22 protein-coding genes and 4 pseudogenes are annotated in these 22,599 nt (G+C 68.5%); 14 read left to right on the forward strand and 12 right to left on the reverse strand.

What is annotated here, in order from left to right; translation table 11 throughout:
• Positions 1-65: 65 nt before the first annotated feature.
• The 3 genes from A6P39_RS00440 to A6P39_RS00450 form a co-directional block, all read right to left on the reverse strand.
• Positions 66-476: a hypothetical protein gene (locus tag A6P39_RS00440; RefSeq protein WP_199840694.1), complete on the reverse strand. Its 411-nt coding sequence runs from the start codon at positions 474-476 to the stop codon at positions 66-68.
• Between the two features lie 86 nt (positions 477-562).
• The gene (locus A6P39_RS00445; protein ID WP_067040311.1) at positions 563-1,540 is read right to left on the reverse strand and encodes an aldo/keto reductase; all 978 of its coding nucleotides are present in this window, start codon (positions 1,538-1,540) and stop codon (positions 563-565) included.
• Between the two features lie 10 nt (positions 1,541-1,550).
• Positions 1,551-2,513 (reverse strand): alpha/beta hydrolase, encoded by a 963-nt coding sequence (locus A6P39_RS00450; protein ID WP_067040308.1) that lies wholly within the window; start codon positions 2,511-2,513, stop codon positions 1,551-1,553.
• A gap of 131 nt (positions 2,514-2,644) precedes the next feature.
• Between A6P39_RS00450 and A6P39_RS00455 the strand changes: the two genes are divergently transcribed.
• The 4 genes from A6P39_RS00455 to A6P39_RS00470 all read left to right on the forward strand — a co-directional run bounded on the left by A6P39_RS00455 (position 2,645) and on the right by A6P39_RS00470 (position 7,613).
• Entirely contained in the window at positions 2,645-3,298 is a 654-nt protein-coding gene (locus tag A6P39_RS00455) for a TetR/AcrR family transcriptional regulator (RefSeq protein WP_067040305.1), read from the forward strand.
• Between the two features lie 374 nt (positions 3,299-3,672).
• Entirely contained in the window at positions 3,673-4,809 is a 1,137-nt protein-coding gene (locus A6P39_RS00460; protein WP_234378750.1) for a tyrosine-type recombinase/integrase, read from the forward strand.
• Positions 4,806-6,920: a tyrosine-type recombinase/integrase gene (locus A6P39_RS00465; RefSeq protein ID WP_199840693.1), complete on the forward strand. Its 2,115-nt coding sequence runs from the start codon at positions 4,806-4,808 to the stop codon at positions 6,918-6,920. Before A6P39_RS00460 ends, A6P39_RS00465 begins: the two co-directional genes overlap by 4 nt.
• Positions 6,921-7,154: 234 nt before the next feature.
• Positions 7,155-7,613 carry a hypothetical protein gene (locus A6P39_RS00470; protein WP_234378749.1) on the forward strand — a complete coding sequence of 153 codons (459 nt, stop codon included), beginning with the start codon at positions 7,155-7,157 and terminating at the stop codon, positions 7,611-7,613.
• 174 nt (positions 7,614-7,787) lie between these two features.
• On the opposite strand, the gene A6P39_RS00475 is transcribed toward A6P39_RS00470, so the two are convergent.
• Positions 7,788-8,051, reverse strand: a complete 264-nt coding sequence (locus tag A6P39_RS00475) for a hypothetical protein (RefSeq protein WP_067040300.1) — start codon at positions 8,049-8,051, stop codon at positions 7,788-7,790.
• A 228-nt stretch (positions 8,052-8,279) separates the two neighbouring features.
• Here A6P39_RS00475 and A6P39_RS00480 point away from each other — a divergent pair, with 228 nt between their 5' ends.
• Entirely contained in the window at positions 8,280-8,426 is a 147-nt protein-coding gene (locus A6P39_RS00480; RefSeq protein WP_199840697.1) for a hypothetical protein, read from the forward strand.
• Between the two features lie 172 nt (positions 8,427-8,598).
• On the opposite strand, the pseudogene A6P39_RS00485 reads toward A6P39_RS00480, so the two are convergent.
• The 3 genes and pseudogenes from A6P39_RS00485 to A6P39_RS00495 all read right to left on the reverse strand — a co-directional run.
• Positions 8,599-8,958, reverse strand: a pseudogene (locus A6P39_RS00485) (helix-turn-helix domain-containing protein); the annotation flags it as partial.
• Positions 8,959-9,047: 89 nt separating this feature from the next.
• Positions 9,048-9,587: a GNAT family N-acetyltransferase gene (locus A6P39_RS00490; protein WP_331454060.1), complete on the reverse strand. Its 540-nt coding sequence runs from the start codon at positions 9,585-9,587 to the stop codon at positions 9,048-9,050.
• Positions 9,588-9,979: 392 nt separating this feature from the next.
• Positions 9,980-11,383, reverse strand: coding sequence for an ISL3 family transposase (locus A6P39_RS00495; RefSeq protein ID WP_331454061.1), 1,404 nt, complete (start codon positions 11,381-11,383; stop codon positions 9,980-9,982).
• A 94-nt stretch (positions 11,384-11,477) separates the two neighbouring features.
• Here A6P39_RS00495 and A6P39_RS00500 point away from each other — a divergent pair, with 94 nt between their 5' ends.
• Positions 11,478-11,804 (forward strand): hypothetical protein, encoded by a 327-nt coding sequence (locus A6P39_RS00500; protein ID WP_234378748.1) that lies wholly within the window; start codon positions 11,478-11,480, stop codon positions 11,802-11,804.
• Positions 11,801-12,382, forward strand: coding sequence for a DUF6262 family protein (locus A6P39_RS00505; RefSeq protein WP_067040294.1), 582 nt, complete (start codon positions 11,801-11,803; stop codon positions 12,380-12,382). Before A6P39_RS00500 ends, A6P39_RS00505 begins: the two co-directional genes overlap by 4 nt.
• 163 nt (positions 12,383-12,545) lie before the next feature.
• On the opposite strand, the gene A6P39_RS00510 is transcribed toward A6P39_RS00505, so the two are convergent.
• The gene (locus A6P39_RS00510) at positions 12,546-13,091 is read right to left on the reverse strand and encodes an AAA family ATPase (protein WP_067040291.1); all 546 of its coding nucleotides are present in this window, start codon (positions 13,089-13,091) and stop codon (positions 12,546-12,548) included.
• 282 nt (positions 13,092-13,373) lie between these two features.
• Here A6P39_RS00510 and A6P39_RS00515 point away from each other — a divergent pair, with 282 nt between their 5' ends.
• From A6P39_RS00515 to A6P39_RS00525, 3 genes are all read left to right on the forward strand, one after another.
• Positions 13,374-14,021: a hypothetical protein gene (locus A6P39_RS00515; protein ID WP_067040288.1), complete on the forward strand. Its 648-nt coding sequence runs from the start codon at positions 13,374-13,376 to the stop codon at positions 14,019-14,021.
• Positions 14,018-15,052 carry a TniB family NTP-binding protein gene (locus A6P39_RS00520; protein ID WP_067040286.1) on the forward strand — a complete coding sequence of 345 codons (1,035 nt, stop codon included), beginning with the start codon at positions 14,018-14,020 and terminating at the stop codon, positions 15,050-15,052. The genes A6P39_RS00515 and A6P39_RS00520 overlap by 4 nt, the downstream gene beginning before the upstream one ends.
• A gap of 394 nt (positions 15,053-15,446) precedes the next feature.
• The gene (locus A6P39_RS00525; protein WP_159395956.1) at positions 15,447-15,896 is read left to right on the forward strand and encodes a hypothetical protein; all 450 of its coding nucleotides are present in this window, start codon (positions 15,447-15,449) and stop codon (positions 15,894-15,896) included.
• Positions 15,897-16,120: 224 nt separating this feature from the next.
• Here the strand turns inward: A6P39_RS00525 and A6P39_RS00530 are convergent.
• Positions 16,121-16,393 (reverse strand): annotated as a pseudogene (locus A6P39_RS00530) (BREX system ATP-binding domain-containing protein); the annotation flags it as partial.
• A 209-nt stretch (positions 16,394-16,602) separates the two neighbouring features.
• Here A6P39_RS00530 and A6P39_RS00535 point away from each other — a divergent pair.
• The gene (locus A6P39_RS00535) at positions 16,603-16,869 is read left to right on the forward strand and encodes a hypothetical protein (protein WP_067040277.1); all 267 of its coding nucleotides are present in this window, start codon (positions 16,603-16,605) and stop codon (positions 16,867-16,869) included.
• A gap of 144 nt (positions 16,870-17,013) precedes the next feature.
• Here the strand turns inward: A6P39_RS00535 and A6P39_RS00540 are convergent, their stop codons facing one another.
• A complete protein-coding gene (locus tag A6P39_RS00540; RefSeq protein ID WP_199840692.1) occupies positions 17,014-17,565 on the reverse strand; it encodes a hypothetical protein in 552 nt (183 codons plus the stop codon).
• A gap of 125 nt (positions 17,566-17,690) precedes the next feature.
• Between A6P39_RS00540 and A6P39_RS00545 the strand changes: the two genes are divergently transcribed.
• Positions 17,691-18,233: a DUF6882 domain-containing protein gene (locus A6P39_RS00545; RefSeq protein ID WP_067040274.1), complete on the forward strand. Its 543-nt coding sequence runs from the start codon at positions 17,691-17,693 to the stop codon at positions 18,231-18,233.
• 78 nt (positions 18,234-18,311) lie between these two features.
• On the opposite strand, the gene istB (A6P39_RS00550) is transcribed toward A6P39_RS00545, so the two are convergent.
• Positions 18,312-19,082: an IS21-like element helper ATPase IstB gene (istB, locus tag A6P39_RS00550; protein WP_067040271.1), complete on the reverse strand. Its 771-nt coding sequence runs from the start codon at positions 19,080-19,082 to the stop codon at positions 18,312-18,314.
• Between the two features lie 342 nt (positions 19,083-19,424).
• Between istB (A6P39_RS00550) and istA the strand changes: the two genes are divergently transcribed.
• A complete protein-coding gene (istA, locus tag A6P39_RS00555; RefSeq protein ID WP_443052791.1) occupies positions 19,425-20,777 on the forward strand; it encodes an IS21 family transposase in 1,353 nt (450 codons plus the stop codon).
• Positions 20,774-21,542, forward strand: a pseudogene (gene istB, locus A6P39_RS00560) (IS21-like element helper ATPase IstB). Before istA ends, istB (A6P39_RS00560) begins: the two are co-directional and overlap by 4 nt.
• A 57-nt stretch (positions 21,543-21,599) precedes the next feature.
• Here the strand turns inward: istB (A6P39_RS00560) and A6P39_RS00565 are convergent.
• Positions 21,600-22,562: pseudogene (locus A6P39_RS00565) on the reverse strand (IS21/IS408/IS1162 family transposase); the annotation flags it as partial.
• Between the last annotated feature and the right edge of the window lie 37 nt (positions 22,563-22,599).

Consider the following 22,599-nt stretch of genomic DNA (forward strand, 5'->3'; position numbering starts at 1 on the left):
TGGCTCGTGTTGGTGCGGCTCTGTACGGTCGCGATGGTTGCGTGCGGAGTCGAACGGAGCCGTCGTCACGTCGGTCGCCTTCTTCTCCACAGCGAGGTGACCGCGAAAACGCCCGCCAGACAGGGAATCATCCCGGCCCAGCCCAGCTCCGGCGGCAGTCCGGTCGCGCCGGAGGTGTCCTTGGTCAGCAGCCCGGCCAGTCCGGCGCTGGCGCCGAGCACGAACATCACGGTCGCGACGGGGCGGGCCCACCGCTTGCCTGCCTTGACGGCCCAGGCCGCCGTGAGCCAGCCAAGGACGCCGAGCGCTCCGATGACGGACGACACGACCAGGTAGGTGGTGACGGCCGAGTCGACCCGCGCCTGGGAGTAATCGGGATAGCCGGCCCGGATGTGATCGGCCAGCAGATGGGTGGTGCTGCGGTCGACGTACGTGGCGATCGTCGCGAGGACAGTGAGCGCAAGGCCCACGTACATCGCTGCGAGCGGCCCTCGTGCAAGGGGTGGTTGCGTCAACAGGGTGCTTCTCTCGTCAGTACTCTTCAGTTCTTCCTCAGTTCTCTTCATTGGTCGACCAGGGCGATGCCGTGGTCGCTGTACCGGGCCCCCTGGGCCCCGGCGTCGGGGACGGCGGCGTCGATGTCGCCGAGGTCGGTGGCGGTCAGGTGCAGGTCGAGGGCGGCCAGGTTGTCGCGCAGGTGGGGGCGGCGGGAGCTGCCGGGGATGGGGATGACGTGGCCGCCGCGGGTGAGGAGCCAGGCGAGGGCGATCTGGGCGGGGGTGGCGCTCTTGGCGGCGGCGAGGTGGGTGATGGCGTCGACGATGGCGAGATTGGCCTTGAGGTCGTCGCCGTTGTACCGGGGAGCGGTGGCGCGGAAGTCGTCGGGTTCGTAGCGCGTGGTGGCGCGGACGGCCGCGGTCAGCAGGCCGCGGCCGAGAGGGCTGTAGGCGATCAGGGTGGCGCCGAGACTGCGGATCGTGGGCAGGATGTCGATTTCGACATGGCGTTCCCACAGCGAGTACTCGGTCTGGACGGCGCTGATCGGGTGCATGGCGTGGGCGCGGCGGAGGGTGGCGGCCGAGACTTCGGACAGGCCGATGTGGCCCACCTTGCCCTGGGCGACCAGGTCGGCCAGGGCGCCGACGGACTCCTCGACGGGGACGGCGGGGTCGATGCGGGCGAGGTAGTACACGTCGATGTGTTCGGTGCGCAGACGTCGCAACGACGCTTCGCAGGCACGCCGCAGATCGTTGGGTGAGCCGGCGGGCACCAGGCCCTCGGCGGTGCGCCGGACTCCGGTCTTGGTGGCCAGCACGGCGCGGTCGCGGTGCGGTGCGAGGGTCCGACCGAGGAGTTCCTCGTTTGCTCCGTCGCCGTAGAAGTCGCCGGTGTCGAACAGGGTCACGCCCGAATCGAGGGCCTCCAGCAGGGTGGCTGCGGCCTCGTGCGGGTCGGCGGGGCCGTAGGTGCCGGTCATGCTCATGCAGCCGAGGCCAAGTCGGGAGACCGCCGGGCCGTCGTGTTCGAGGGTGGGGTGCATCGTTCCTCCGTCACTTCGCCAGGGCCGCGCGGAGGAACGCGAGGATCTCCGTCTGGGCGGCCTCGGCCTGTGGTTCCAGGCCGGGCAGGGTGAGGAACGCATGTCGCGCTCCCGGGTATTCGGTGAGCCGCACGTAGGTCCCTGCCTCGCGCAGCTGCTCGGCATAGCGGCGGCCGTGGTCGGCGACCGCGTCCTGGGTGGGCAGCACCACGAGCGCCGGGGCGAGCCCGCTCAGGTCGTCCGCGTACAGCGGCGAGACTGCGCGGGCGTCGGCCCCCGGCGGGACGGCGAGCCGCTGGAAGAGCCGCAGTTGCGGCAGGGCTCGGGTCGGGCTGTATGCGTACTCGGCGATCGAGGGGTAGTCGAACATCGTCTCGGTCACGTCGACCGCGGGGTTGACCAGCACTTGCGCCTTGAGCTTCAGGCCGGCCTCCCTGGCTCGGATGGCCGTCAGCGCGCTGATCAGCGCGCCGCAGCTCTCACCGAAGACGGCCGTGCGCGCCGGGTCGATGCCCCACTGGGCGGCGTGCCGCACCACGTGCTGCAGCACGTCCCAGCCGTCGTCGGCGGCGTTCGCGAGCGGACTGTCCGGGGCGACGAGGCGGTGCTCGACCGAGACGACGAGGGCGTGCAGCCCCGCGGCGAGGTGGCTGTTGGTCCAGTCGCACTGCACCGCCGTGCCCACGAAGCTGCCTCCGTGGACATGGACCACGAGTGGCAGGTCGGTTCGGGCTGCGGCTTCGTCGTCTCCGGTCGGGGTCGGCCGGTAGACCCGGACCGGTAAGTCGCGGCCGGGCAGCGCGAGCTCCTGCCAGACGATCGTGGAGCCAGTGTCCGGCTCTCCGAGGATCGTCCGTGCCGCGCTGGAGGCCCGGAAGCCGTTCTCCGCATCGCGGTAGGCGCGCAGTTCCTCCGTCGTGATCGCCGAGAAGTCCGGCTCCGGCGGCCGTGTCGCGGTAGTGGTATCGCTCATGTGCCCTTCTCCCCTCCCGGCCGGATGCCGGGTGTGTCGTTGTGGCCGGCCAGTGCGTTGACCTCATTATGCACGCACTGCGTGCATCAGCAAGTGCATAGGTTAGGCTGGGCCCGGACGAGAGGGGCGAGATGACTGGCCGAAGGCGATGGTCGAGCGAGGAGATCCTGGACACGGCGGCGGAACTGCTGCGCACGAGCGACGCCGAGTCGTTCAGCGTGCGCAAACTCGCCGCAGCGCTCGGGACCGACTCCTCCAGCCTCTACCGGCACTTCCGCAACAAGACCGAACTGCTGCGCGCGGTTGCCGACCGGATCCTGCTGGCCGCCATGGACGGCTACCGCCCCGAGGGCGACTGGAGGCAGCGCGTCACCGCCCTGGCCTTGCACCTGCGCGAGGCCTTCGGCGAGCAGCCCCAACTCGCCGCGGTGTGGGGACGCTACGGGTCCGGCGGCACCGGATCCCGATTGGTCATGGAGGAGTTGCTGCAGGCCCTGCGCGCGTCCGGCCTGCCCGACGAGGAGGTCCCGGTGCCATACCACCGCATCGTGATCCTCCTCGCCGCGCTGATCGCCTCCGAGGCCGGTATCAGCACCCTCACCCCCAAGGAGTACGAGCAGGGCATGGAGCAGTTCCGCGTCGCGGTGCTCGGCGCCGATCCCGATCGCTTCCCCGCCCTGGCCCACTTCGCCCGTGACATCCGCCCCCTCGGAGCAGATCGTCGCGCCGCATTCGAAGAGATCCTCGCCGCCGAACTCGCCTACATCGAGGCCCAGATCCCCTGACGTGCAGGATCACCTGTGCCATGCGGTCGGGTCGCGCCACTGCCGCAGGCCCGGTGCCGGAGGTCGGGTGTACGAGTAGCGGCCCAGGAAGTTGATGCGGTCGTACCGGAGCGAGGAGAGCCGGGCGGTCGTTCAGACCGAGCCTGCCCAGCCGCCCGCCGACTGGGCAGTGGGCACTCCGGGCGCGGGGCGGGGGCCGGGCACCCTGGCCGCGGCCGCGGCTGCGGCCAATTCGAGGTGGGAGTTCATGTCCAGCTCGGACCGGCCGTAGATCTCCTTATCTGGACACCTTCGAGTGACGCCTGAACCGGCGCCGTGGCGATCGAGGTGCGGGGTTCGTTGGGCCACCTGAGTGCGGGATTGGGGAGGCCGGTGTGCGGGTGGTCAAGGAACGCGATGGCGGCGTCGTACGGCGAGTCCGGTTGGTCGACGGCAGTGGTGAGCCGGTCGCGGCGGCCTGCCGGTTTCTGGATCATCTGGTCGACCGGGGTTTCTCGCCGCACACGATCTGCGCGTACGCGTACGACCTGCGGCGCCTGTTCACCTTCCTCGCTGCTGAGGGCATGGACTGGTGCGAGTTCCGGGGCCCGGATGCCCTGCGGCTGCTGGCGTTCCTGCGGCGGGCACCGTCGCGGCGGCCGGCCCAGCGGCTGGGCCTGACGGTGGTGGTCGGCGGCCCGGAGGCGCCGGGCAGTCTGCTCGCGCCGGCGACGGTGAATCGGATCCTGGCGGCGGTCTCCAGCTTCTACGACTGGGCGGTGGTCGCCGAGGAGTACGACGGCGACTCCCCGATGCAGAAGCGCCTTGACCCGGCACTTGCCCGGGTGCCGGACCGGCATCAGCCGTTCATGGGCCGAGCGAGCCGTCAGCAGCCGATGCGCCGCACGGTGACGGTCAGGCAGCCGCAGCGACTACCGCGTCCGGTGGACGAGGCGGTGCTGGAGCAGTTCATCGGCAGCTTGAAGCGGCTGCGGGACCTGGCGGTGTTCCTGCTGATGCTGGACGGCGGGCTGCGGCCGGGCGAGGTGCTGTCGCTGCACCTGGACGACATCTCCTACGGCCGCCGCCGGGTGACGGTCCGCAAGCGCGACGACCACCCGCGCGGGGTCCGCGGCAAGTCCCGCACCGAACGGGTCGTGGACCTGCACGAGCCTCGCACCCTGGACGCGGTCAGCCGCTATGTGATGCACGAGCGCCCGCTCGACGCGACCAGCCCGTTCGTGTTCCTGGTCGGAGGAAAGGGCACCCGCCGCCTGGAGCCGCTGGGCTACGACGCGGTGGTGCGACTGTTCGCGCGGCGGCTGGACAAACTCGGCCTGCGCACGCCGGAGACCACGCCGCACGCGCTGCGGCACACTCACGCCACCGCGATGTGGGAGGGCGGGATGCGGGAGCTGTCGCTGCAGAAGCGATTGGGACACGCGTCGCCGGAGTCGACGAAGGTTTATACCCGGGTCTCCGACGAGGCCGTGCTGGCCGACTACACCCGCGCGCTGGAGGGCAACCGGTGACCGCGCTCGCCCTGGCGCCCGCCCCGGAACTGGACCGCCGCCGGTGCCACGCGCCGAGGGAGGAGTACTTCGCCTGGGTCCGCGCGACGTTCGCCGACGCTCCGGCGTCGATCAAGTCCCGCCGCTACTTCTACAACCGATTCCTCAAGCACTGGCCGGAGTTGGAGGACTGGTTCGCCGAGCCCCTGCTGGTCCGCCTGGACCTGCGCGGACGCGATCCGCACGAGCCAGGCAAACGCCTCGGGCCGTCCCACGAGGCAGGCCCCTACCTCGCCTACCTGTCACTGGTGCACGGCCTCCGGCTGGACGCCGACTACGTCCTCAGCCGCAACTTCGACAGCCTGTTCGTCCCCAAGGTCGCCGCCGGCCTCGGCCTGGACCTGGATCTGCTCAATTCGCTCTCCCCCCGCATGCTCCAGCTCGGCTATGCGCCTGTCAGCGGCCGGTCCGTCCTCACCTGGACCTTCACCCGCCTTCTGCTGATGCGCGGCGACCCCGATCTGCGCGCGATCCGGCTCGACGACCTCACCGCGCTCGCCAAGGAGATCAAGCGCTACTGCGCCCGGCCAGAGGCCGGGTTCGTGCGGGCCAGCCATGTCTCCAACGCACGCCGCCGCATGCCCATGGACCAGCTCGCCGAGATCTACCAGAAGGCATGCCTGACCAGGCTGCACGGCGTCCATGTGCTGCTGTTCAACATCGGACAGGTCCCCGAGCCGCCGTTCCACGGCCTGAAGACCGCCGAACTCTGGCGAACCGAACTCACCCCTCCCGAGACGCCGCAGGCGCTCGCCGCGCCGGTGACGCGCTGGCTGTCGGGACGGTTGCAGACCAGCGACCGCGCGGAGTCGGTCCGCCACTCACGCGACGCCTTCCGCTACTTCCTGCGCTGGCTCGCCCAGGCCCACCCCGACATCAATGCGATGACCCAGCTGGAGCGCCGGCACGTCGAGGGCTTCATGGCCCACCTGCACGAACACATCAACGCCCGCACCGGACGGCCGCTGACGGCACGGTCCCGCTACACCTACCTCAGCCCGCTGCTTCAGTTCTTCCGCGAGACCAGCCAGTGGGGCTGGAGCGACGCCCCGGGCAGACCCCTGCTCGGCCGCTCGGACATGCCCAAACTCCCCTCCGCACTGCCGCGGTTCATCCCCCGGGACGAGCTGGACCGCCTCATGGAAGCGGTCGAGGAACTCGAAGATGCGCACCAACGAGCGGCTTTGCTCCTGCTGCGCTGGAGCGGCGCCCGGCGCGGGGAGATCGCACGGCTGACCCTGGACTGCCTGGACGCCTACCCCGACGGCTATCCGCGGCTGCGGATCCCGGTCGGCAAGACCTACACCGAGCGCATGGTCCCCCTGCACCCCCAGGCGGCGGACGCCCTGCGCGAGTTGATCGACGCGGCCAAGGCAGCGAACGCCGCGGCCCGCCACGACGCATGGGCCCAGCGGCCGGTCCGCTACGTGTTCATGCGGCGGGGCAAGCCCATGGGCCGTCATTTCCTTTATGCGGACGCCCTGGAGATCGCCTGCCGCAGGGCCGGGCTCGTCGACGGCGACGGCAATCCCACCGTGACCGCCCACCGGTTTCGCCACACGGTCGGCACCCAGCTCGCCGAAGGCGGCGCCCAGATCCAGACGATCATGGCGATCCTCGGGCACCGCAACGCGCAGATGTCGGCCACTTACTCCCACATCAGCGACCCCGTCCTGAAGGAGCAGTACGAGAAAGTCATCGCCGCCGGCGGACGGATCGCGGGCCCGGCCGCCGAGGAACTGCTGACCAGCCGGATCGGCGAGGACACCCTGAACTGGCTCAAGACCAACTTCTTCAAGACCGAACTCGAACTCGGCCACTGCCTGCGGGCACCCGCCGAAGGGCCTTGCGAGTGCGACCTCTACCTCCGCTGTTCGAAGTTCCTCACCACGAGCGAGTACGCACCGCGCCTGCGGTCCCGGCTCGTCCGCGAGCAGGAACTCGCCCAGGATGCCGTCGAACGCGGCTGGCCCCGCGAGGTCGAACGGCACAACGCCATCGCCGACCGAATCCGCGGCCTCCTCGCCGATCTCGGAGAGAGCGCCGAGCCCGGCCCTGACGATCACTGCTGAGCGGTTCGTTTCGGCAGGCTGAACGAGAGCCCGACGGATACTTGTCGGATGGATGGATCAAGGGCTTCTTGGGTCAACACCACGCACGATTGGGCCGGCATCGTGGACGCGGACCATCTCGGTCGGATCCGCCAGGGATCCGCAGAGTTGGCTCCGGGCGGGCCAGTACACCTTGTTCTTGAGATCGCTGCTTACGCCGCTGACGAGGCAGCGAGCCGGGGCGGCGGACGGTGTGTGGTCACGCTGCATACCGACGGATCGGTGTCGGTGAAGGATGACGGACGGGGCACCGACACTCGGGTCGATGAGCATGGCCAGGTGGTGAAGAAGCCGGTCATGGCCACGAAGGATCTTCGGTTCTTCGACCTCCCGGAGGCGGAGCGGCTTCCGGATGGACATCCGCGTCGCGGCATGTCCGTCGTCGCAGCGCTCAGCGAGTGGCTGATTCATACCAACCGCCGCCTCAACGGATCCTGGAGCCAGCGCTATGAGCACGGCGTCCCGGTGACCGATCTGCAGCCCGTCGAAGCCGACGGGACTACGGGGACCTGCGTCCGCTTCCTGCCGGACGAAGCCCTGCGTTCGCGGTGGTCGTTGACCGCGGGCGATCTGGCGCGGTGGTCCGAGCACTGGCCCGACCTGACTGTCCGCCTCGACGATCAGCGCGACGGCGAGGACCGGTCACGTCGGTGACCACGGGGCGGCACGGCCGCGCTCCGCCGGGGAGAGCGGCCCGGTCGGATCCCGATCCTGCGGGCCTGGTGCTCGACCTCGGCGACCTGGAGGCGGCAGGAGTCGGAGCCAGTCTGATCAGGGTGCACTTGAAGTTGAGCCGGACCCGCGCACGGAATTCGTCCAGATAAGGGTTCACATGGGTCCAGAACAGCGGGGACAGGGCCCGCCGGTCGGCGTCGGCGAGCCGCTTCTGCCACTTCTCCAGGCGAATGCGAACCCGACAATGGAGGCGCCGTGCGTGTCGATGTACTGCCGGTCGATCGCCACGTCCGTGAACTTGAGCAACAGCGCGAACCCCAACCGGTTCGCACCCGACTTGTTCCGCAGCCGCTCCTGGTCCTCCTCAAGCAGCGTCCAGACCTCGATCAGATCCTCCGGCTCCCACTCCTGCCGCACTCCGGGCTCCTTCCGGTCGCCATGACCGGACCAACGTCGCCGAGCACGGCGCGCGCGATGAGTCCAGAAGATCGAAAACGCTGACAAGCACACACCCCAGATCCGCTACAGAGAGCTACTTGTCACTTCGCGGCAGCTTCGGGAGAACAGGGCCTCCCTGAGCGGTCTGCGCGCCGAACTCCGCACGAGGGGTACCCGCTGCTCGTCGGACGGTACGCCGGCGCTGGCATGGGCAGGGTCAAGGGCCACGCAGGGCTGCTGTCCATCGAGCCGCTGCTGCTGTTCCAGTACCCCGACGCCGAGAGGGAGCAGGCCCACGCCGCGGGCGAGCACGGACTGTGCGGCGCCAACTGCGGCAGCGACACCGCGCCCTGACCGCCGGACCCTTACCTACTGATCTCGGCTCGTTAGGGTGATCTTTGCTGAACATCCCGATGTGGGTGTCGTGTTGTCGATAGTCCGTGGTGCGTGAGATATGCGGATAGGGGCGGGCTGACGCCTGCAGCACGGCGGCGCCGGGAAGCGGTGCGGATACGGCCTCGCGGGCCAGTTCCGGGCACGACCAGCGTGAGAGCGGCATTCCGGTCTCGGCGGGCAGTCGGCAGGCCAGCGCCTTGACCTCGGTGGCCTGCAGCGGTGTGAACGAGGCGGGACGGCCGTAGCGTTGACGGTCTTTGAGTCCGGACAGGCCCGCCTGAGCAAACCGGCCACGCCAGCGGCGCACGGTGTCCAGGTGCAGCCCCGTCTCCCGGGCGATGCGCGCGTTGGAGCGTCCGCGCGCGGCGTGCAGGACGACTTGCGCACGCACCCGCAGCCGGTGCTCGGTCTTGTGGCCGTAGGCCATCTTCTTCAACCGCACGCGTTCGGCGGCGCTCAGGGCTATCGGACAGGCAGTGCGGATGGGCATGGCGGGCGAACCGATCGGCTGAAGTGGATCACTGGCAAGCCACAGCTTGCCCCGCCCGCCGCGGGGACGGCCGATACTCCTGTCCTGTTTCAGGGCCGGTAGATGCACTCCGCCAGCGTCGTGTGCTTCTTCCAGCCCAGCGTCTCGTACAGCGCGCGCCCGGCGTCGGTCGCGCCGAGAACGCCGAGGACCGCGCCTGTCTCCAGGGCGTGGTCGGCAAGCGTACGCATCACGAAGTTGCCCAGCCCGCGCCGCCGATGAGCCTCCTCGGTCATCACCCGGTCCACGACCACGGCTTCCCCGAGGGATGCCATCTGCCCCTGGGCCGCCTGCTCGCCCACCGCGTCCAGCACCCGAGCGTAGGTGACGGCCCCAATGGCCTCCACGGTCACGGTGTACCCCTCAGGCGCGACCGGGTCCGTGGCCATCAGGTCAACGGCCATCAGATGGCCGGTCTCCTCCCAGGCCACCACCCACCCCGGGGACAGCCAGGACTCGATCTCCTCCGGCTCCGCGGGCATCTTCATCCAAGTCCGCGGCACGGACACCGAGGCCGCGGCGCTGCGGACCAACGACTCCTCGGCCGCGGGCAGGACATGACGCCCCACTTCGTCGGCGTTGCCGGCCACTTCGATATAGAACCCCCACGGCTTCTCGACAGGCGGAGGCGTCCGCCGGGACACGGCCCAGCCCGCCACCCAAGTCCTGACTATGTCCGCAACCATCAAGCCCTCCCGAAGCTGCGGCCGCACCAACGGCCAGGTAATAGACAGCAGTCGGGATCACACATTACGTTGCCGTGCAGCCTGCGGCATCTGTTTTGCCGGGCTGCAGCTCCTGAAGGCAGGAGTCAACCCCCGAAGGACTTCCGGAGCCGACCACTTAGTCATCTTCGCCCGCAGCGGTTCCAGCTTGCCGCGCACAGAGGCGTCCAGCCCCAGTTGTCCGCGTACAAGTGAACGTGGCCCTGGCAAGATTTTCGTGAAACGGGGCTGTGCCACCGTGCGCCGGTGACGCTCCGTCACGGGTAGCGGCGTCGGAGGTGTGCCATGAGGACGACGCGGTGGCGCAGGAGCGGAACGCCGGCGCGGCCGGCCATGATCCGTTTCTGGAGCTTCAGATCCGTGATCCGGCCTTCGTTGACGCCGGAGTTGAACGGGGTGGTGATCCCCTGCACAACTGCCAGCTGGTCTTCGCGAATGGCGTTGGCCAGGCTCGCCAAGGCAGACAGGCCAGAGTCGGCGAGTTGGTCGAGCCAGTCCGGCAGCGGGGCGGCGTCGCGGGCATCGAGCATGGCCGCGAACTGTCTTACCAGAGTGTGGGTTTGGTCGAGCTCCGGGCAGTGTTCAAGCAGCCGACGGAGTGCCTCGGTGGCGTGCAGGCCGCGCCGGGGCGGTGTGGTGGTGATCCACCGGGCGACCTGGCGGGGCGAGGGTGGCCGCTCGCGCGGTGTGTCGATCGGCAGACCGCGGCGTAGCGGCGCGATGGCCATCTTGACCCGCTGGTAGTGGCCGCGGTAGCCCTTCGCGGCAATCTCCTGGTGCAGCACGGTCGCGGTGTGCTCGCCTTCCTCCCACCGCTGCCTCAGATACTCCAGATACGGGTCGAGGCTCGTGGATCGGCGGGGCGGAGTGCGCCGTACGCACTCCTGCCAGCAGGCAGCGCGTGCGTACTTGGCCACGGTGCGGCGGTTCAAGCCGAGTTCGCGGGCTATCGCGCTGAGACTGTGGGCCGTGCCGGTGTATCCCTGGACGGTCTCGAACAGTCGCTTCGCGTGACGGCGGGCGGGAGAATCGGCCGCCTCGTACGGTTCGTCCGACGGCGGTGGGGCCGGTTCGGGTTCAGGTACTGCGGCGGCCAGGCAGTCGCGGTGGGCCGCGGCGACGTCCGAGACCCGCTTCGACAGCCCCTGCCACAGGTGAAAACGGTCGCTGACCTGCACCGCGTCCGGGGCTCCCTCGGTGACGCCCTGCCGGTAGACCAGCGAACCGTCCCGGCACACCACCTCGACGCCGGGATGCGCACGCAGCCAGGAGGCCAGCTGCTCGGCATCGCGCCCGGCCCACAACTCGATCGGCAGCCTCCTGTCGGCATCCACGAGCAGCGTGCCGTAGACGTCCGCGTACAACGCGAAGTCATCCACGCCCAGCACCCGCGGTGTCGCGGCCGACGGAAGTCCCATGCGCATCAACTGGAACAGCACACTCGTCCGCGACAACCGCCGCACCATCAGACTGATCAGCACCGGGCGGCCCCCGGCAGCGACATCGGCCAGCGTGCGGGAATACCGGCTGTGCACCCGCGCCGACGCGCACCGGCAGTCCGGACACGCCACCATCAACTCGCGGGTACGGGCAGAGATACGGACCACACCACCCGACGACCACACCCGTTCCACCTGCACCACATCCAGGTGCGGCGACACAGTTCGTACGAAGTCATCACACTCGCCGAAAGTCCCGCTACCCGTGACGGAGCGTCACCGGCGCACGGTGGCACAGCCCCGTTTCACGAAAATCTTGCCAGGGCCAGCTCAGGTCGTACGCCGACAGCAGTGGCGGTTGCTGGCCGAGGGCGCCCCTGACGACGCCACCGCCGACTACCTGAACGCCTACTTCGAACCCACCGCCCGCGCCATCGACGGCTTGGAGAAGGCCCTGGCCGGCCTCGGCCTGCTGGACGACGCCCTCGCCCTGGACCTGCGCAAACCCCAGGACTACTTCCACCGCGTGTGGTCCACAGCATTCCTCGCAGCCGACCTCGCTGTCGCAGGCGCCGAGGAGGAAAACGAGCACAGCGATACGTGCACAGCCGAGGACACCGACCCCGAACAGGACGTCGCATGAACAACGTCCCTGAACGCCGCACTGCTGCCGCCCTGGCAGCCCGCCGCAGCAAGACCGACACAGCCCTCCTGCGGGTCCACGAGTCCATCGCCCGGATCCAGCGCGAGAAGGCCCAGGTCAACGTCGCTGCTGTCGCCCGGCGGGCGAACGTCTCACGCACCTTCCTCTATGCCAACCCCGAGGCCAGAGCCGCCATCGCCACGGCGATGGCCGAGGCAGGTGACCGGCGGTCCCGGTTGCTCGTCGAACAGGACGACGAGCGCGAGGCAACCTGGCGCGAGCGCGCGCTGAACGCCGAGGACGCGCTCAAGGCCGCCCAGGGCGAGATCCTCGCCCAGCGCACCCGAATCGGCGAACTACTCGGCCAGATAAGGGATTTGCAAGCCGAGTGGACCGAAGAGGCCATCCAGCGGATCACCACCGAGAACACCACACTCAAACAAAGGGTCCGCCAGCTGACCACCGACAACCGCACCCTCGACGAGCGGCTCACAGCCGCCCGATCCAACCTCCGCTTCCAGGACCGACGCGTCGCCGACCTCGAAGCCCGCCTCACCGGGCCGGAACCACTGGCCTGATCGCATACCGCTGGCATCTCATGGCCCGTCCACCGTCCCGGCGGACCGGCCATCCAACGAGCCCCCGGCAACGAGTTACGGCAACGACTTCTACTGCCTCATCATGCCAAGAACCAGCAGGTCGGTGGCCGACCGCACCTCCACGATCACGCACCCGAGCGTCTTATCGGCCTGAACCCGTGTCGATTCGGGTCAGCACCAGGTCGGCCAACTCCTGCGGGCTCAGTTCGCCGTCCAAGAACACCGTGTCGCTGGGCAGAGTGTCGGCCGCGGCCATGCACGGTCCGATCCTGTCCTTGCACCAGCGCCGGACCTGCTCCTCCCGTTCGGGGTCATCCGGGGCGTGAATCCGGCCGTCGATCCGCTTCTCCAGGACCTCTCGGGAGACTTTGAGGAAGAAGTGGTGGACGTCGATACCCGCGTCCTTCAGCGCGCCGAAGATCTCACCGACATATTCGGAGTTGACCAGGGTCATGGGGACCAGAACAGGGCGGCGGTACTCCTGGATCAGTCCCACCGCCAGGTTGGCGACCTGTCGCCGCCACAGCGGCAGATCCTGGAAATCGCCGGTCGGGACCTCCACGATCTCCCGCAACACATAGCCGACCATCTCCGGGTCATAGACCAGTGCCTCGGGCCAGCGCGGACGCAACTCGTCCACGAGCGTGCTCTTCCCGCTACCGAACGCCCCGTTCACCCAGACGATCAACGCGATCCTCCCCGCCCCGTTGCCAGGCCCGCACGTCGGGCCCGGCATGTCAGATCAGCATGCCGCGCGGCCTGGACGCAGCCAAATTCCACGGCCCGGAGCCGGTTCACGTTGTCGAAGCCAAACGCCCCATTCCATCGTCACGAACATGTACTCTATGAATCGCCGCAGTTCAGAGCGGGTGCATGAGTTCCTGCGGTCGGTAAAAAGATCTGGCAGCACCGCCCCCACGAAGGACTGCGCCACCCCGTCCTGCCCAGAAAGGCCCTGGCCCCCAACGAGATGTGGGGCGCGCTGCTGGGCGCCTCCGGCTATGTGCCGCTGCCACTGGCCGGCGCCGACTACCTGGAACTGCTGCCCGTACGCTTCCACCCCGTCACCGGCCGCGGCATCCGCATCAACTACCGCACCTACGACCACGCCTGCCTGAACGAACACCGCGGCCGGCCCTCCCCCACCGGCCCCCGCGGCAAGTGGGAAATCCACCTCAACCTGCACGACGTGCGGCAGGTCTACATCCGGCTGCCCGACGGACGCCTGCACGAGATCCCGTGGAACCACCGCGACCACGTCCACACCCCCATGAGCGAAACCACCTGGCGCCACATCCGCGCCACACTCACCCAGCGCAGCGACCGCGACAAGCACGAGGCCGACCTGGCCGAGGCGGTCGACCGGCTCGTGCGCCGCGCCCGCCCCCTGCCCGCGCCCGCACCAGCCCCGCCCGCCACTGCACCGCCAGGCGCAGCGAGCGCGGCGGCACACGCCCTGACGATGACAAGCCACTACGCGGCGGAGGCCGAGGACAGCATCGACGCCGCCGAGCCCCTCGCACGTGACGAGGACGGCATCAAAGCCGACGGTGAAAAGGCCTCGCCGCCGGCGCGGTTCGCGCTGTACGACGCCTTCGAGGAGGCCAAGCACTGGTGACCAGCCCCGACACCACACCCACCGCGCCTCAGACGTCCTCGGCAGCGGTCACCACCTTCCACGGATTCGCCCGGTTCGCCACCACCACACCACCCGCACCGCCGCAGCCGGGACAGCCACCACGCTCCGCGGACGAACGCCTGGCCTACCACTCCCAGTTCGTCACCGTGCGCACCCCGGCCATCGAGAACCTCTCCCGCCAGGTGCGCACCCTGATGATCCTCGGCCGCCACCAGAGTGTCACCGCACGCCCATCCCTGATCATCACCGGCCCCACCACCACCGGCAAAACCACCGCCCTGCTCGAAGTCGGCCGCACCTGCCACCTGGCCCACACCCGCCACACCCAACCCGGCGATAGCAGCGTCCCCGTCGCCTACGTGCTGGTACCGCCCGGCGCCACCGCCAAGACCCTGGCCCAGGAGTTCGCCCGCTACCTCGGCATCCCCGTCACCACGCGCATGACCACCGCACAGATCACCGGCGCCGTCTGCCACACCTGCACCACAGCCGGAATCAAGCTGATGCTGATCGACGAGATCCACCGGCTCAACCCCCGCACCACCAGCGGAGCCGAGGCCGCCGACTGGCTCAAAGACCTCACCGAACGCATCCCCGCCACATTCGTCTACGCGGGCATCGACGTCACCGCCAGCCCCGTGTTCAGCGGAGTACGCGGGGCACAGCTGGCCGGACGCGCCTGTCTCATCGACTGCGAAACGCTGCCCGCCCGCACCGGCGACCGCGAACCATTCCGCGAACTCATCGCCGCCCTCGAGCAAGCCCTCGACCTGCACGCGCACCGGGCAGGCAGCCTGCCCAAGCTGGCCCCCTACCTGCACGAACGAACCGCCGGACGGATCGGCAGCCTCTCCCGCCTCATCCGCCAAGCCGCCATCGAAGCCATCTGCAACGGCAGCGAACGCATCACCAAACCACTCCTGAACAGCATCACGCTGGACCACCTCGCCGAGGAACACCACCGCCCCCGAAATCCCACCCACCGCCGCACCCGCTCCAGCGGCCGGTGACCTCTCCGGCCGCTCCAAAGCCCTCACTTCCGCTGCGAGCCGGCGCTGTGTGGCCCTCCGCGCCCGGCGCCGCTGCCCGCACGGCCTGACCCCCACCCAGCCCCCGTACCTATAGACGCGCCAACCATCCTGCGCAAAACCACCATCCCGCTCAGCATCACTGAGCAACATCAACAGCCAGCTCAACCCACACACCACCCGCCCCCCACCAACCCCCAGGCAGACTTTCCCCACAGACCGAATACGCCGCTCAACACAACTGAGCAACAACAGGCCACACCCAACATCAATAAGCAACCAGACCAGCTACGCCACAACACACCCCGCGCCTCCGTGTCCCGATCACGACACGTAGCATGACGCCGCCGAGCCGCGAAAGGGGGGGGCCTGACCTGTGGCAGGTGGTGCAGCGATCATCCCGCTCCTGGCGTTCGTTCTAGCCATTCCGCTGGCGCTGCTGTCGTACGCGGTCGGTAAAAGGACGTCCCTGAAGATGGGCCTGCTGTTCGCCTCGGTCTTGGTCGGCCTGCCCACTGTGCTGCTGATCGCCCCGCTCATCAGTCAAGGCGGCGCCTCCGAACCGTCGCCCCCCATCATCTACGGGAACCCCTACAAGCCCGGCTCGATTGCGGACGCCCAATACAAGCGCGGCTACGACTTCGCCGCCGCTCTCGCCAAGCAAGGGAAGAACCCGGGATCCGGCATGGCGGACGACGTCTCTCGCTGGTGCAGGGACCGGCTGACGCCAGCAGCAGGCTTCAAGGGCAAGGTCACTACGGCGATGATGCAGGGCTGCATCTGGGGATCCAACCAGCGCTCCGAACCTCCGTCGAATGCACCGTAAGGCCAAGTGAGGCGTCCAGTCACACCGGCACACCGAGGAGCCGAACGACCCCGGCCTAACTGATCGTTTCAGAATGCCGTCCTGCGGAGACGCTGGCGGCCTCATGGGGGTTACTGCAGCGGTGGTGTGAAGGGTGGCGGTGTGGCGGTCCTTGGTATGGATCGTGACGTCGATCAGATCGTGGTCATGATTGATCCACACGTGCTGGACGGTGCGGGGACCTCGAGTTCGCCGAGCCGGGCAAGGTCGAAGCCGGGCAGGCGCAGCTGTACGGCCCGCGGGGAGTCGAAGCGGGGGTCGGTGGAGAAGTCGGTGGCAAGGCGCTGCGCCAGCGGGGCGAGGCGTTGGATGCCTTGCTGGCCGTCGTAGAAGGCGGGGGTTCCGGTGATGACGAGGAACAGGCCGGGGAAGCGTCCGGCGTCGATCTCGACGAGGAGTTGCCGGAGTGCGTTGAGGGCTTTTTCGCGCACGTCGCTGCGGACCCGCTGCAGGGTTTCCGATCAGGGCCGCGCGAGGTAACCGTTTTGACGCCCCCGGTCCGGGCGCGCCGGTGAGAGCCGGGCTGGTGCCAGCCGCTCGCCGGGTGGGCGAGGCGCGTTTTCTGGCCAGTACTCGCAGGTAGCGGTACGCGAGGTCGGCTGGTGGGGGCATGATCGCGCTTGTGTTACACGACGACATGCCCGCTTGCGTGCGGTGGGAAATCCTGATGCACGAACGGTTCAGCGACGTGTGGATATGCAAAGACCTCGGCCGAGCGACCACCAGTGCGAACCCCGCCGAGCTGGGCCGAGCTGTCCTGGCCGCCTACCTGGTCGGCCGGGACAGCCGGGGCGAAACGTTCCGCGTCGTCGTCCGCACCGACCACGGCAACCACGTCGTCATCACTGCCGACCAACTCAACGGCCCCGACTGGGAAGCAGACCCGGCCGTCCGCCAGGCACTGCCCGCCTACCTCCGCAACGCCCTCGCCTGACGCCGGGCCCACGACGACCACATCGCCCGTCCTGCCCCGGCCGCTCACCCCGGCTCGAACCATCCCTGCCCGCCCTCAGAGGCGCCCACGCCGAAGCGCGGACTGCTGGCCGCCGAAGGCCACGGCTCTGGGCGACGGAAGGCATCACTCGTCGTCCATGATCGACCGAAGTTGTTCGGTGAATGCCTCGTCCTCTGCGGCGCCCGGGGTGCGCGTGTAGGTGCACACCAGGCACTGTCCGTACCCGACCCGGCCGAAGACAGGGTCAAGGCCCTGCACGCAGAGCGTCTCGTGCCCGCAGACGGGGCAGGTGTCGAGGTCGTGTCCGTCAGGGTTGTGCTTCGGGTGATAGGTGTTGGGATTAGCCACGTTCTCGGCGCGCCGGGTGGCTTCTTCCTCACCGATCCGTTCGAGGTACTCGGCAGCTCGTTTCTGGGAGGCCACGTCCTCTGCCTGCGCGATCTGCTGGATCCGGTCCTGCTGTTCCTCTCCCATCGCTCCAAGGCTCCTGTGACCGTCAAGGGCCATCAGGGCCTCGATGTGGCGATGCTGCAGACCTCCGACACCGCGGCCGTGACGGGCCGCCTGACTGGCCTCGATCCCGCTCCGGAGCGTGCGCACATCAATCTGGGTGTGCGACGAGAGACCAGGCGCCTGGAAGAGCGGGGCCGTGTCGTCCTGGGAAATCTCCGGCATCTGTGGACGATCACGTAATTCCCCAGCCGTTTGGTCACGTAATTCCCCACCCTGTCGGTAGCGAGAGGTCAGGTGCGAGAGGTCACCGCGCAGACTGATCAGTGACCTCTGGCAGACTCCGCGGCATGGGAATGTTCAAGCGGGCCAATGAGGCGGAGAGTGCTGGTCAGGCCGGGGAGCGAGCCGACCTGAGCATCCTGCTGCTGCAGGGCGAAGACATGATCGAACAGTTGGGTCGTGCCCACAGGTCCTGGGGGCTGGGTTCAGCGGACCGCTGGGATCTGGACCAGACGACCGGCATCATTACCTGGACCTTCCCGGACAAGACGGCGACGGCACCCGCGCAGATCCTCGGCAGCTTCAGCCCCGGCTCGGGCTCATGGCTGTGGGCCTGGGCCAACAAGAGCATCCTCCCCGACATGAGCCGCGACGCCCGCAGCTTCCGGGACTGGGCAGAAGGCAACGGACATCCCGCCCTTGCCCGGCCGAAGATCAACGCTGATGAGCAGGCTGCTTCAACTCTCGTAGCTTTGGCTGTCCGGATCACCGGGGCGACCGGCTATTACAAGGGGCCGGGAGGCAACTCCTTCGTGATCATCACCTTCGGGCCGGTCACCCTGACCGCTGCGGACGGCAAGGTCTCCACTTTCAACATCAATATCAAGTAGCGTCGGCGAACCGGGCCGAGGGGCGCCCGGGCCTTCATTGCTCAGGCGCCGATCCGATGATTCCTGCGGCCAGCCGTCCTACGAGGTTGCCGTTCCGTTCTTGTCGGCTGGGTTCCTAGGACGCTTGTTCGGGCGGTAGCTGGGTCCGTTCATGATGACCTGGTGGCTGGTGTTGATCAGACGGTCCAGGAGCGATTCGGCGACGACGGGGTTGGGGAAGAGGGGATACCAGTCGCTGGGCGCCCGGTTGCTGGTGATGATCAGCGAGCGTCCTTGCCGTTCAGAGACGAGTTCGTAGAGGTCGTCGGCCTGGGCGGCGGTCAGCTGGCGCATGGCGAAGTCGTCGAGGATCAGGACGTCGGGGCGGATCAGCTCCCGCATGCGCTTGTCCCAAGTGCGGTCGGCATGGCCGCCGGCAAGCTCGGCCAGGATCCGGCTGGTCTTGGCGAACCGGACGTTCGCACCCTGCCGGACCGCGAGGTGACCGAGAGCCTGGGCGACGTGTGTCTTGCCAACCCCGACCGGTCCGAAGAGGATGACCGACTCGCCGGCGTGGAGCCAGCGCAGGGCGGCCAGGTCGCGGATCTGGGCTGCGGGCAGTTTGGAGGAGGCGGTGAAGTCGAACTCCTCCAGGGTGACCTGCTGCTCGAACTTCGCTCGTTGCAGGCGTCGTTGGAAGGCTGCGGTCTCGCGGCGGGTGATCTCGTCCTGGCAGAGCACCTGGAGGAAGTCGAGGTGGCCGAGTTCTCCGCCGTGGGCCTGGGCCAGGCGGGCGTCGAGGGTCTCCAGCATTCCGGACAAGCGGAGGGCTTTCAGCGACTCGCGCAGGGCAGTGTCCATCACGCTCATCGGGCGGCCTCCTCGGCGTCAGCGTCGTCATGGCCGGGGTCGCCGTGGAGTTCGTCCGAGGTCTGGGTGGGGATGCTGGCGGCAAACAAGCCCTCAGGTCCGTGGAGGAAGGCCGCGGCCCCGGCGTCGCCGGTCTCCGGTTCGGGGTCGGTTGTCCGCGTACAAGTGAACGTGCACCACCTCGTACGGATGAGAGTGCACCGTTCTTGATGCGGTGAGGGGCAAGGGTCGCGAGTCTGCTGCTGTCGGTTAGGGGTGGCAGAGGGGCGGCTGACGGTGGTCTTGGATCCGCATCGCTGGCTGGAGCTTCGGCGGTTTCGCGGTTTGTATGAGTCCGGCGCGATGAGCCTGCGGGAGATCGCGAAGGAGACCGGGCTGAACCGCCGCACGGTCGCGAAGTACCTGTCGGGTGAGGTGTCGGCTGCGCCGCCGCAGCGGGAGCCGAACGGACGGCCACGGCGGCGGGTGGTGGACGAGGTTGCCCCGCTGATCGACGCGATGCTCAGGGCGGAGATCCTGCTCAAAGGGGCGGTGATCCACGAGCGCCTGGTCCAGGAGTACGGGGTCACGATCAACTACCAGCGGGTGAAGCTCTACCTGCAGGAGGCCAGGCCCCGGATCGCCGAGGAACTCGGGATCAGCCCGGGTGAACTGGCCGGTCTGCACCGCCGGTTCGAGGTGGTGCCTGGGGCTCAGGCTCAGGTGGACTGGGGTGATGAGGGCAAGGTCCTCGCTCATGTCGGCATTCCGAAGGTCTACTCGTTCCACATGACGTTGTCGTACTCGCGCGACCCGTTCTGCTGCTTCACCACCAGCCAGGACCTGGCGACCTTCTTCGACTGCCACCGGCAGGCGTTCGTGCACTTCGGCGGGGTGCCGATGACGATCGTCTACGACCGGACCAAGACCGTCGTGCGCCGGCACGTCGCCCCGGGCGAGGCGGTCCCGCTGCATCCGGAGGCGGTCGCGTTCGCCGGGCACTACGACTTCGATATCGACGTGCTGGCCGCCTACCGGCCGCAGGGCAAGGGTCGCGTCGAGCGGCAGGTCGGCATCGTCCGCGATCACGTGCTGGCCGGACGGGCCTTTGCGTCCATCGAGGAGATGAACGCCGCTTTCGCGGCCTGGGTGCCGCTGCGGCGTGCGAAGGTGCATGGCACTCATGGCGAGGTCATCGGCCATCGGGCGGTGCGTGACCACATGGCTCTGCGTCCGTTGCCCGAGACTCCGTATGTGGTCGCCCAACGGCATCTGCGGCACGTTGGCAAGGATTGCCTGGTCGCTTTCGACGCGAACCTCTACTCGGTGCCCGCCCGCAGGGTCCGCCCCCGCCAGCTGGTCGAGATCCGTGCCACGAAGTCCCAGGTCACGCTGCACTCGACGGTTCCCGGCTCGGACGGTGAGACTCTGCTGGCCGCCCATCCGAGGGCTGTGGGCCGCGGCGCCCGCATCGTCGACGACAGGCACTGGGACGGTCTGCCTACCGGCGCCGGCCGCCGCGTCACCACCGGCGACAGCCCGCCTTCGCCCCGCCGAGAGCTCTCATCTGGGCCGGAGGCCGGCCCGCTGCAGGCCCTGCTGAGCCGGGCCGCTGCTGCCCGCGTCGAGGTCGGCCGCCGTCCGCTGTCGGTCTATGACGAGCTGACCGGCACCCGCCCGTTCAAGTCCAACACTTCGACGAAGGAAGCCCGTTGAGCGAGCTGACCGGCACCCGCATCCGCACCACGGCCGTCAAGCTCGGCCTGCCTCACCTGGCCGATGTCCTGAACCAGTACATCCAGCGGGCTGACGAGGACAAGATGGGCTATCTCGACTTCCTCGACCTGGTGCTGTCCGAGGAACTCGCCGTCAAGGACGACCGGCGTTTTCGTCAGGGCCTGCGGCTGTCGAAGCTGCCGCACCACAAGACGCTGGACGACTACGACTTCTCCTTCCAGCCCGAGCCGACCCCGCAAGGTCAAGGACCTCGCCAGCCTCTCCTTCGTCGAGGAGAAGGCCAATGTTGCCCTGCTCGGCCCGCCCGGCGTCGGTAAGACGCACATCGCCGTCGCCCTGGCCGTCGCGGCCTGTCGGGCCGGCTACTCGATCTACTTCACCAGCCTCGACGACATGGTCCGCAACCTCAAAGCCGCCGAGGCGGCAGGTCGGCTGACCAGCAAGCTCGGCACGTATCTGCGGCCGGGCGTGCTCGTGGTCGATGAGGTGGGATACCAGCCCCTCGAGCGAGCGGAGGCGAACCTGGTCTTCCAGGTGATCTCCAAGCGTTACGAGAAGGGCTCGATCATCCTGACCTCGAACAAGGCCTTCAGCGAGTGGGGTCAGGTCTTCGGCGACGAGGTCCTCGCCACCGCCATCCTCGACCGCCTCCTGCACCACTGCGAGGTCGTTCCCATCAACGGCAACAGCTACCGGCTCAAGAACCGGCTCCAGGCCATCGAGCGTGACACCGACGTGGCCTGAGTGGTGCACGTATCCCCGTACTTGGCGGTGCACTCACACGAGTACGGGGACATCGGTCTCGGTGCCGGCGATCAAGATGCCTTTGATGGTGCGGTAGGACGGGTCTCCGACGGTGATGGCTTTGGTGCAGGCGGCCTCCAGGCGGCCGTCGCCGTACTTCTTCCGCAGCCCGAGGATCCCCTGGGCTGCCCGCAGCCGATAGAGGGCGTTGACTTCCAGCAGTTGGTCAACCACTTCCCGGCAGGCATCGCCGACCTCGGAGGCCTGGCCGCGGCACCACATCGGCGTCTTCATCTGGAACGCGATCTTCTCGGGCGGGTAGTCGTTCTTGTCCGTCCGCTTGCCCTGCTCCAGCGCGGCATGGGTCTTGACCAGTTGGCCCTCGTGGAAGACCTGCACCATGGTCGCGGTCGAGCGGACGTCGACCCTGCGGCCGATCAGCTTCCAGGGCACCGAGTAGAGGGTGCGGCCGACCTTGATGTGGATGTCCGGGCCGACCGCGGCGGTGGACCAGCGTGCCAGCACGAACGGCTTGTCCGGCAGCGGCAGCAGAGCCGGGGCCTCGACGGTCTCGAACACGGCCAGCGGGGCGGCCCCGCTCAGAGGCCGGGATCGCCGGCCGCCGGCCACGTTCCGCGACCAGGCCAGGGCTTCGGCTTGCATCTGCTCGACCGAGGTGAACTGCCGTCCGCTCCAGAACGAGTCGCGGACATAGGGCATCGGCCGCTCGACCCGCGGTTTGTCCTTCGGCTTGGCGGCGCGGGCTGGGTCGACCAACGTGCCGTAGTAGGTGGCGAGTTCGGCATAGGACTTGTTGATCTTCGGATCGTAGAGGTCTGGCCGGTCCACCGCCGTGCGCAGGTTGTCCGGCACCAGGCGGCGTGGGATGCCCCCGAAGAAACGAAACGCTTCGACGTGGGCCTCGGTCCAGGCGTGCTGATCCATATGGAGCACCGGCCGCACGAACATGTGCCGTGAGCAGGGCAGCACCATCACGAAGGCCCAGATCCGGTGCCGCTTCTGAGGTTTGCGCTTCGGGGTGACGGTGGTTTCGGCG

It is taken from the genome of Streptomyces sp. FXJ1.172 (assembly GCF_001636945.3).
In the GTDB taxonomy this organism is placed as follows: domain Bacteria; phylum Actinomycetota; class Actinomycetes; order Streptomycetales; family Streptomycetaceae; genus Streptomyces.

Coding starts and splice junctions, on each gene's coding strand:
- A6P39_RS00440 (WP_199840694.1), bottom strand. CDS start 476: ATGTACGTGGGCCTTGCGCTCACTGTCCTCGCGACGATCGCCACGTAC.
- A6P39_RS00445 (WP_067040311.1), bottom strand. CDS start 1,540: ATGCACCCCACCCTCGAACACGACGGCCCGGCGGTCTCCCGACTTGGC.
- A6P39_RS00450 (WP_067040308.1), bottom strand. CDS start 2,513: ATGAGCGATACCACTACCGCGACACGGCCGCCGGAGCCGGACTTCTCG.
- A6P39_RS00455 (WP_067040305.1), top strand. CDS start 2,645: ATGACTGGCCGAAGGCGATGGTCGAGCGAGGAGATCCTGGACACGGCG.
- A6P39_RS00480 (WP_199840697.1), top strand. CDS start 8,280: ATGGGCAGGGTCAAGGGCCACGCAGGGCTGCTGTCCATCGAGCCGCTG.
- A6P39_RS00505 (WP_067040294.1), top strand. CDS start 11,801: ATGAACAACGTCCCTGAACGCCGCACTGCTGCCGCCCTGGCAGCCCGC.
- A6P39_RS00515 (WP_067040288.1), top strand. CDS start 13,374: ATGTGGGGCGCGCTGCTGGGCGCCTCCGGCTATGTGCCGCTGCCACTG.
- A6P39_RS00535 (WP_067040277.1), top strand. CDS start 16,603: ATGCACGAACGGTTCAGCGACGTGTGGATATGCAAAGACCTCGGCCGA.
- A6P39_RS00540 (WP_199840692.1), bottom strand. CDS start 17,565: ATGCCGGAGATTTCCCAGGACGACACGGCCCCGCTCTTCCAGGCGCCT.
- A6P39_RS00545 (WP_067040274.1), top strand. CDS start 17,691: ATGGGAATGTTCAAGCGGGCCAATGAGGCGGAGAGTGCTGGTCAGGCC.
- istB (WP_067040271.1), bottom strand. CDS start 19,082: ATGAGCGTGATGGACACTGCCCTGCGCGAGTCGCTGAAAGCCCTCCGC.
- istA (WP_443052791.1), top strand. CDS start 19,425: ATGAGCCTGCGGGAGATCGCGAAGGAGACCGGGCTGAACCGCCGCACG.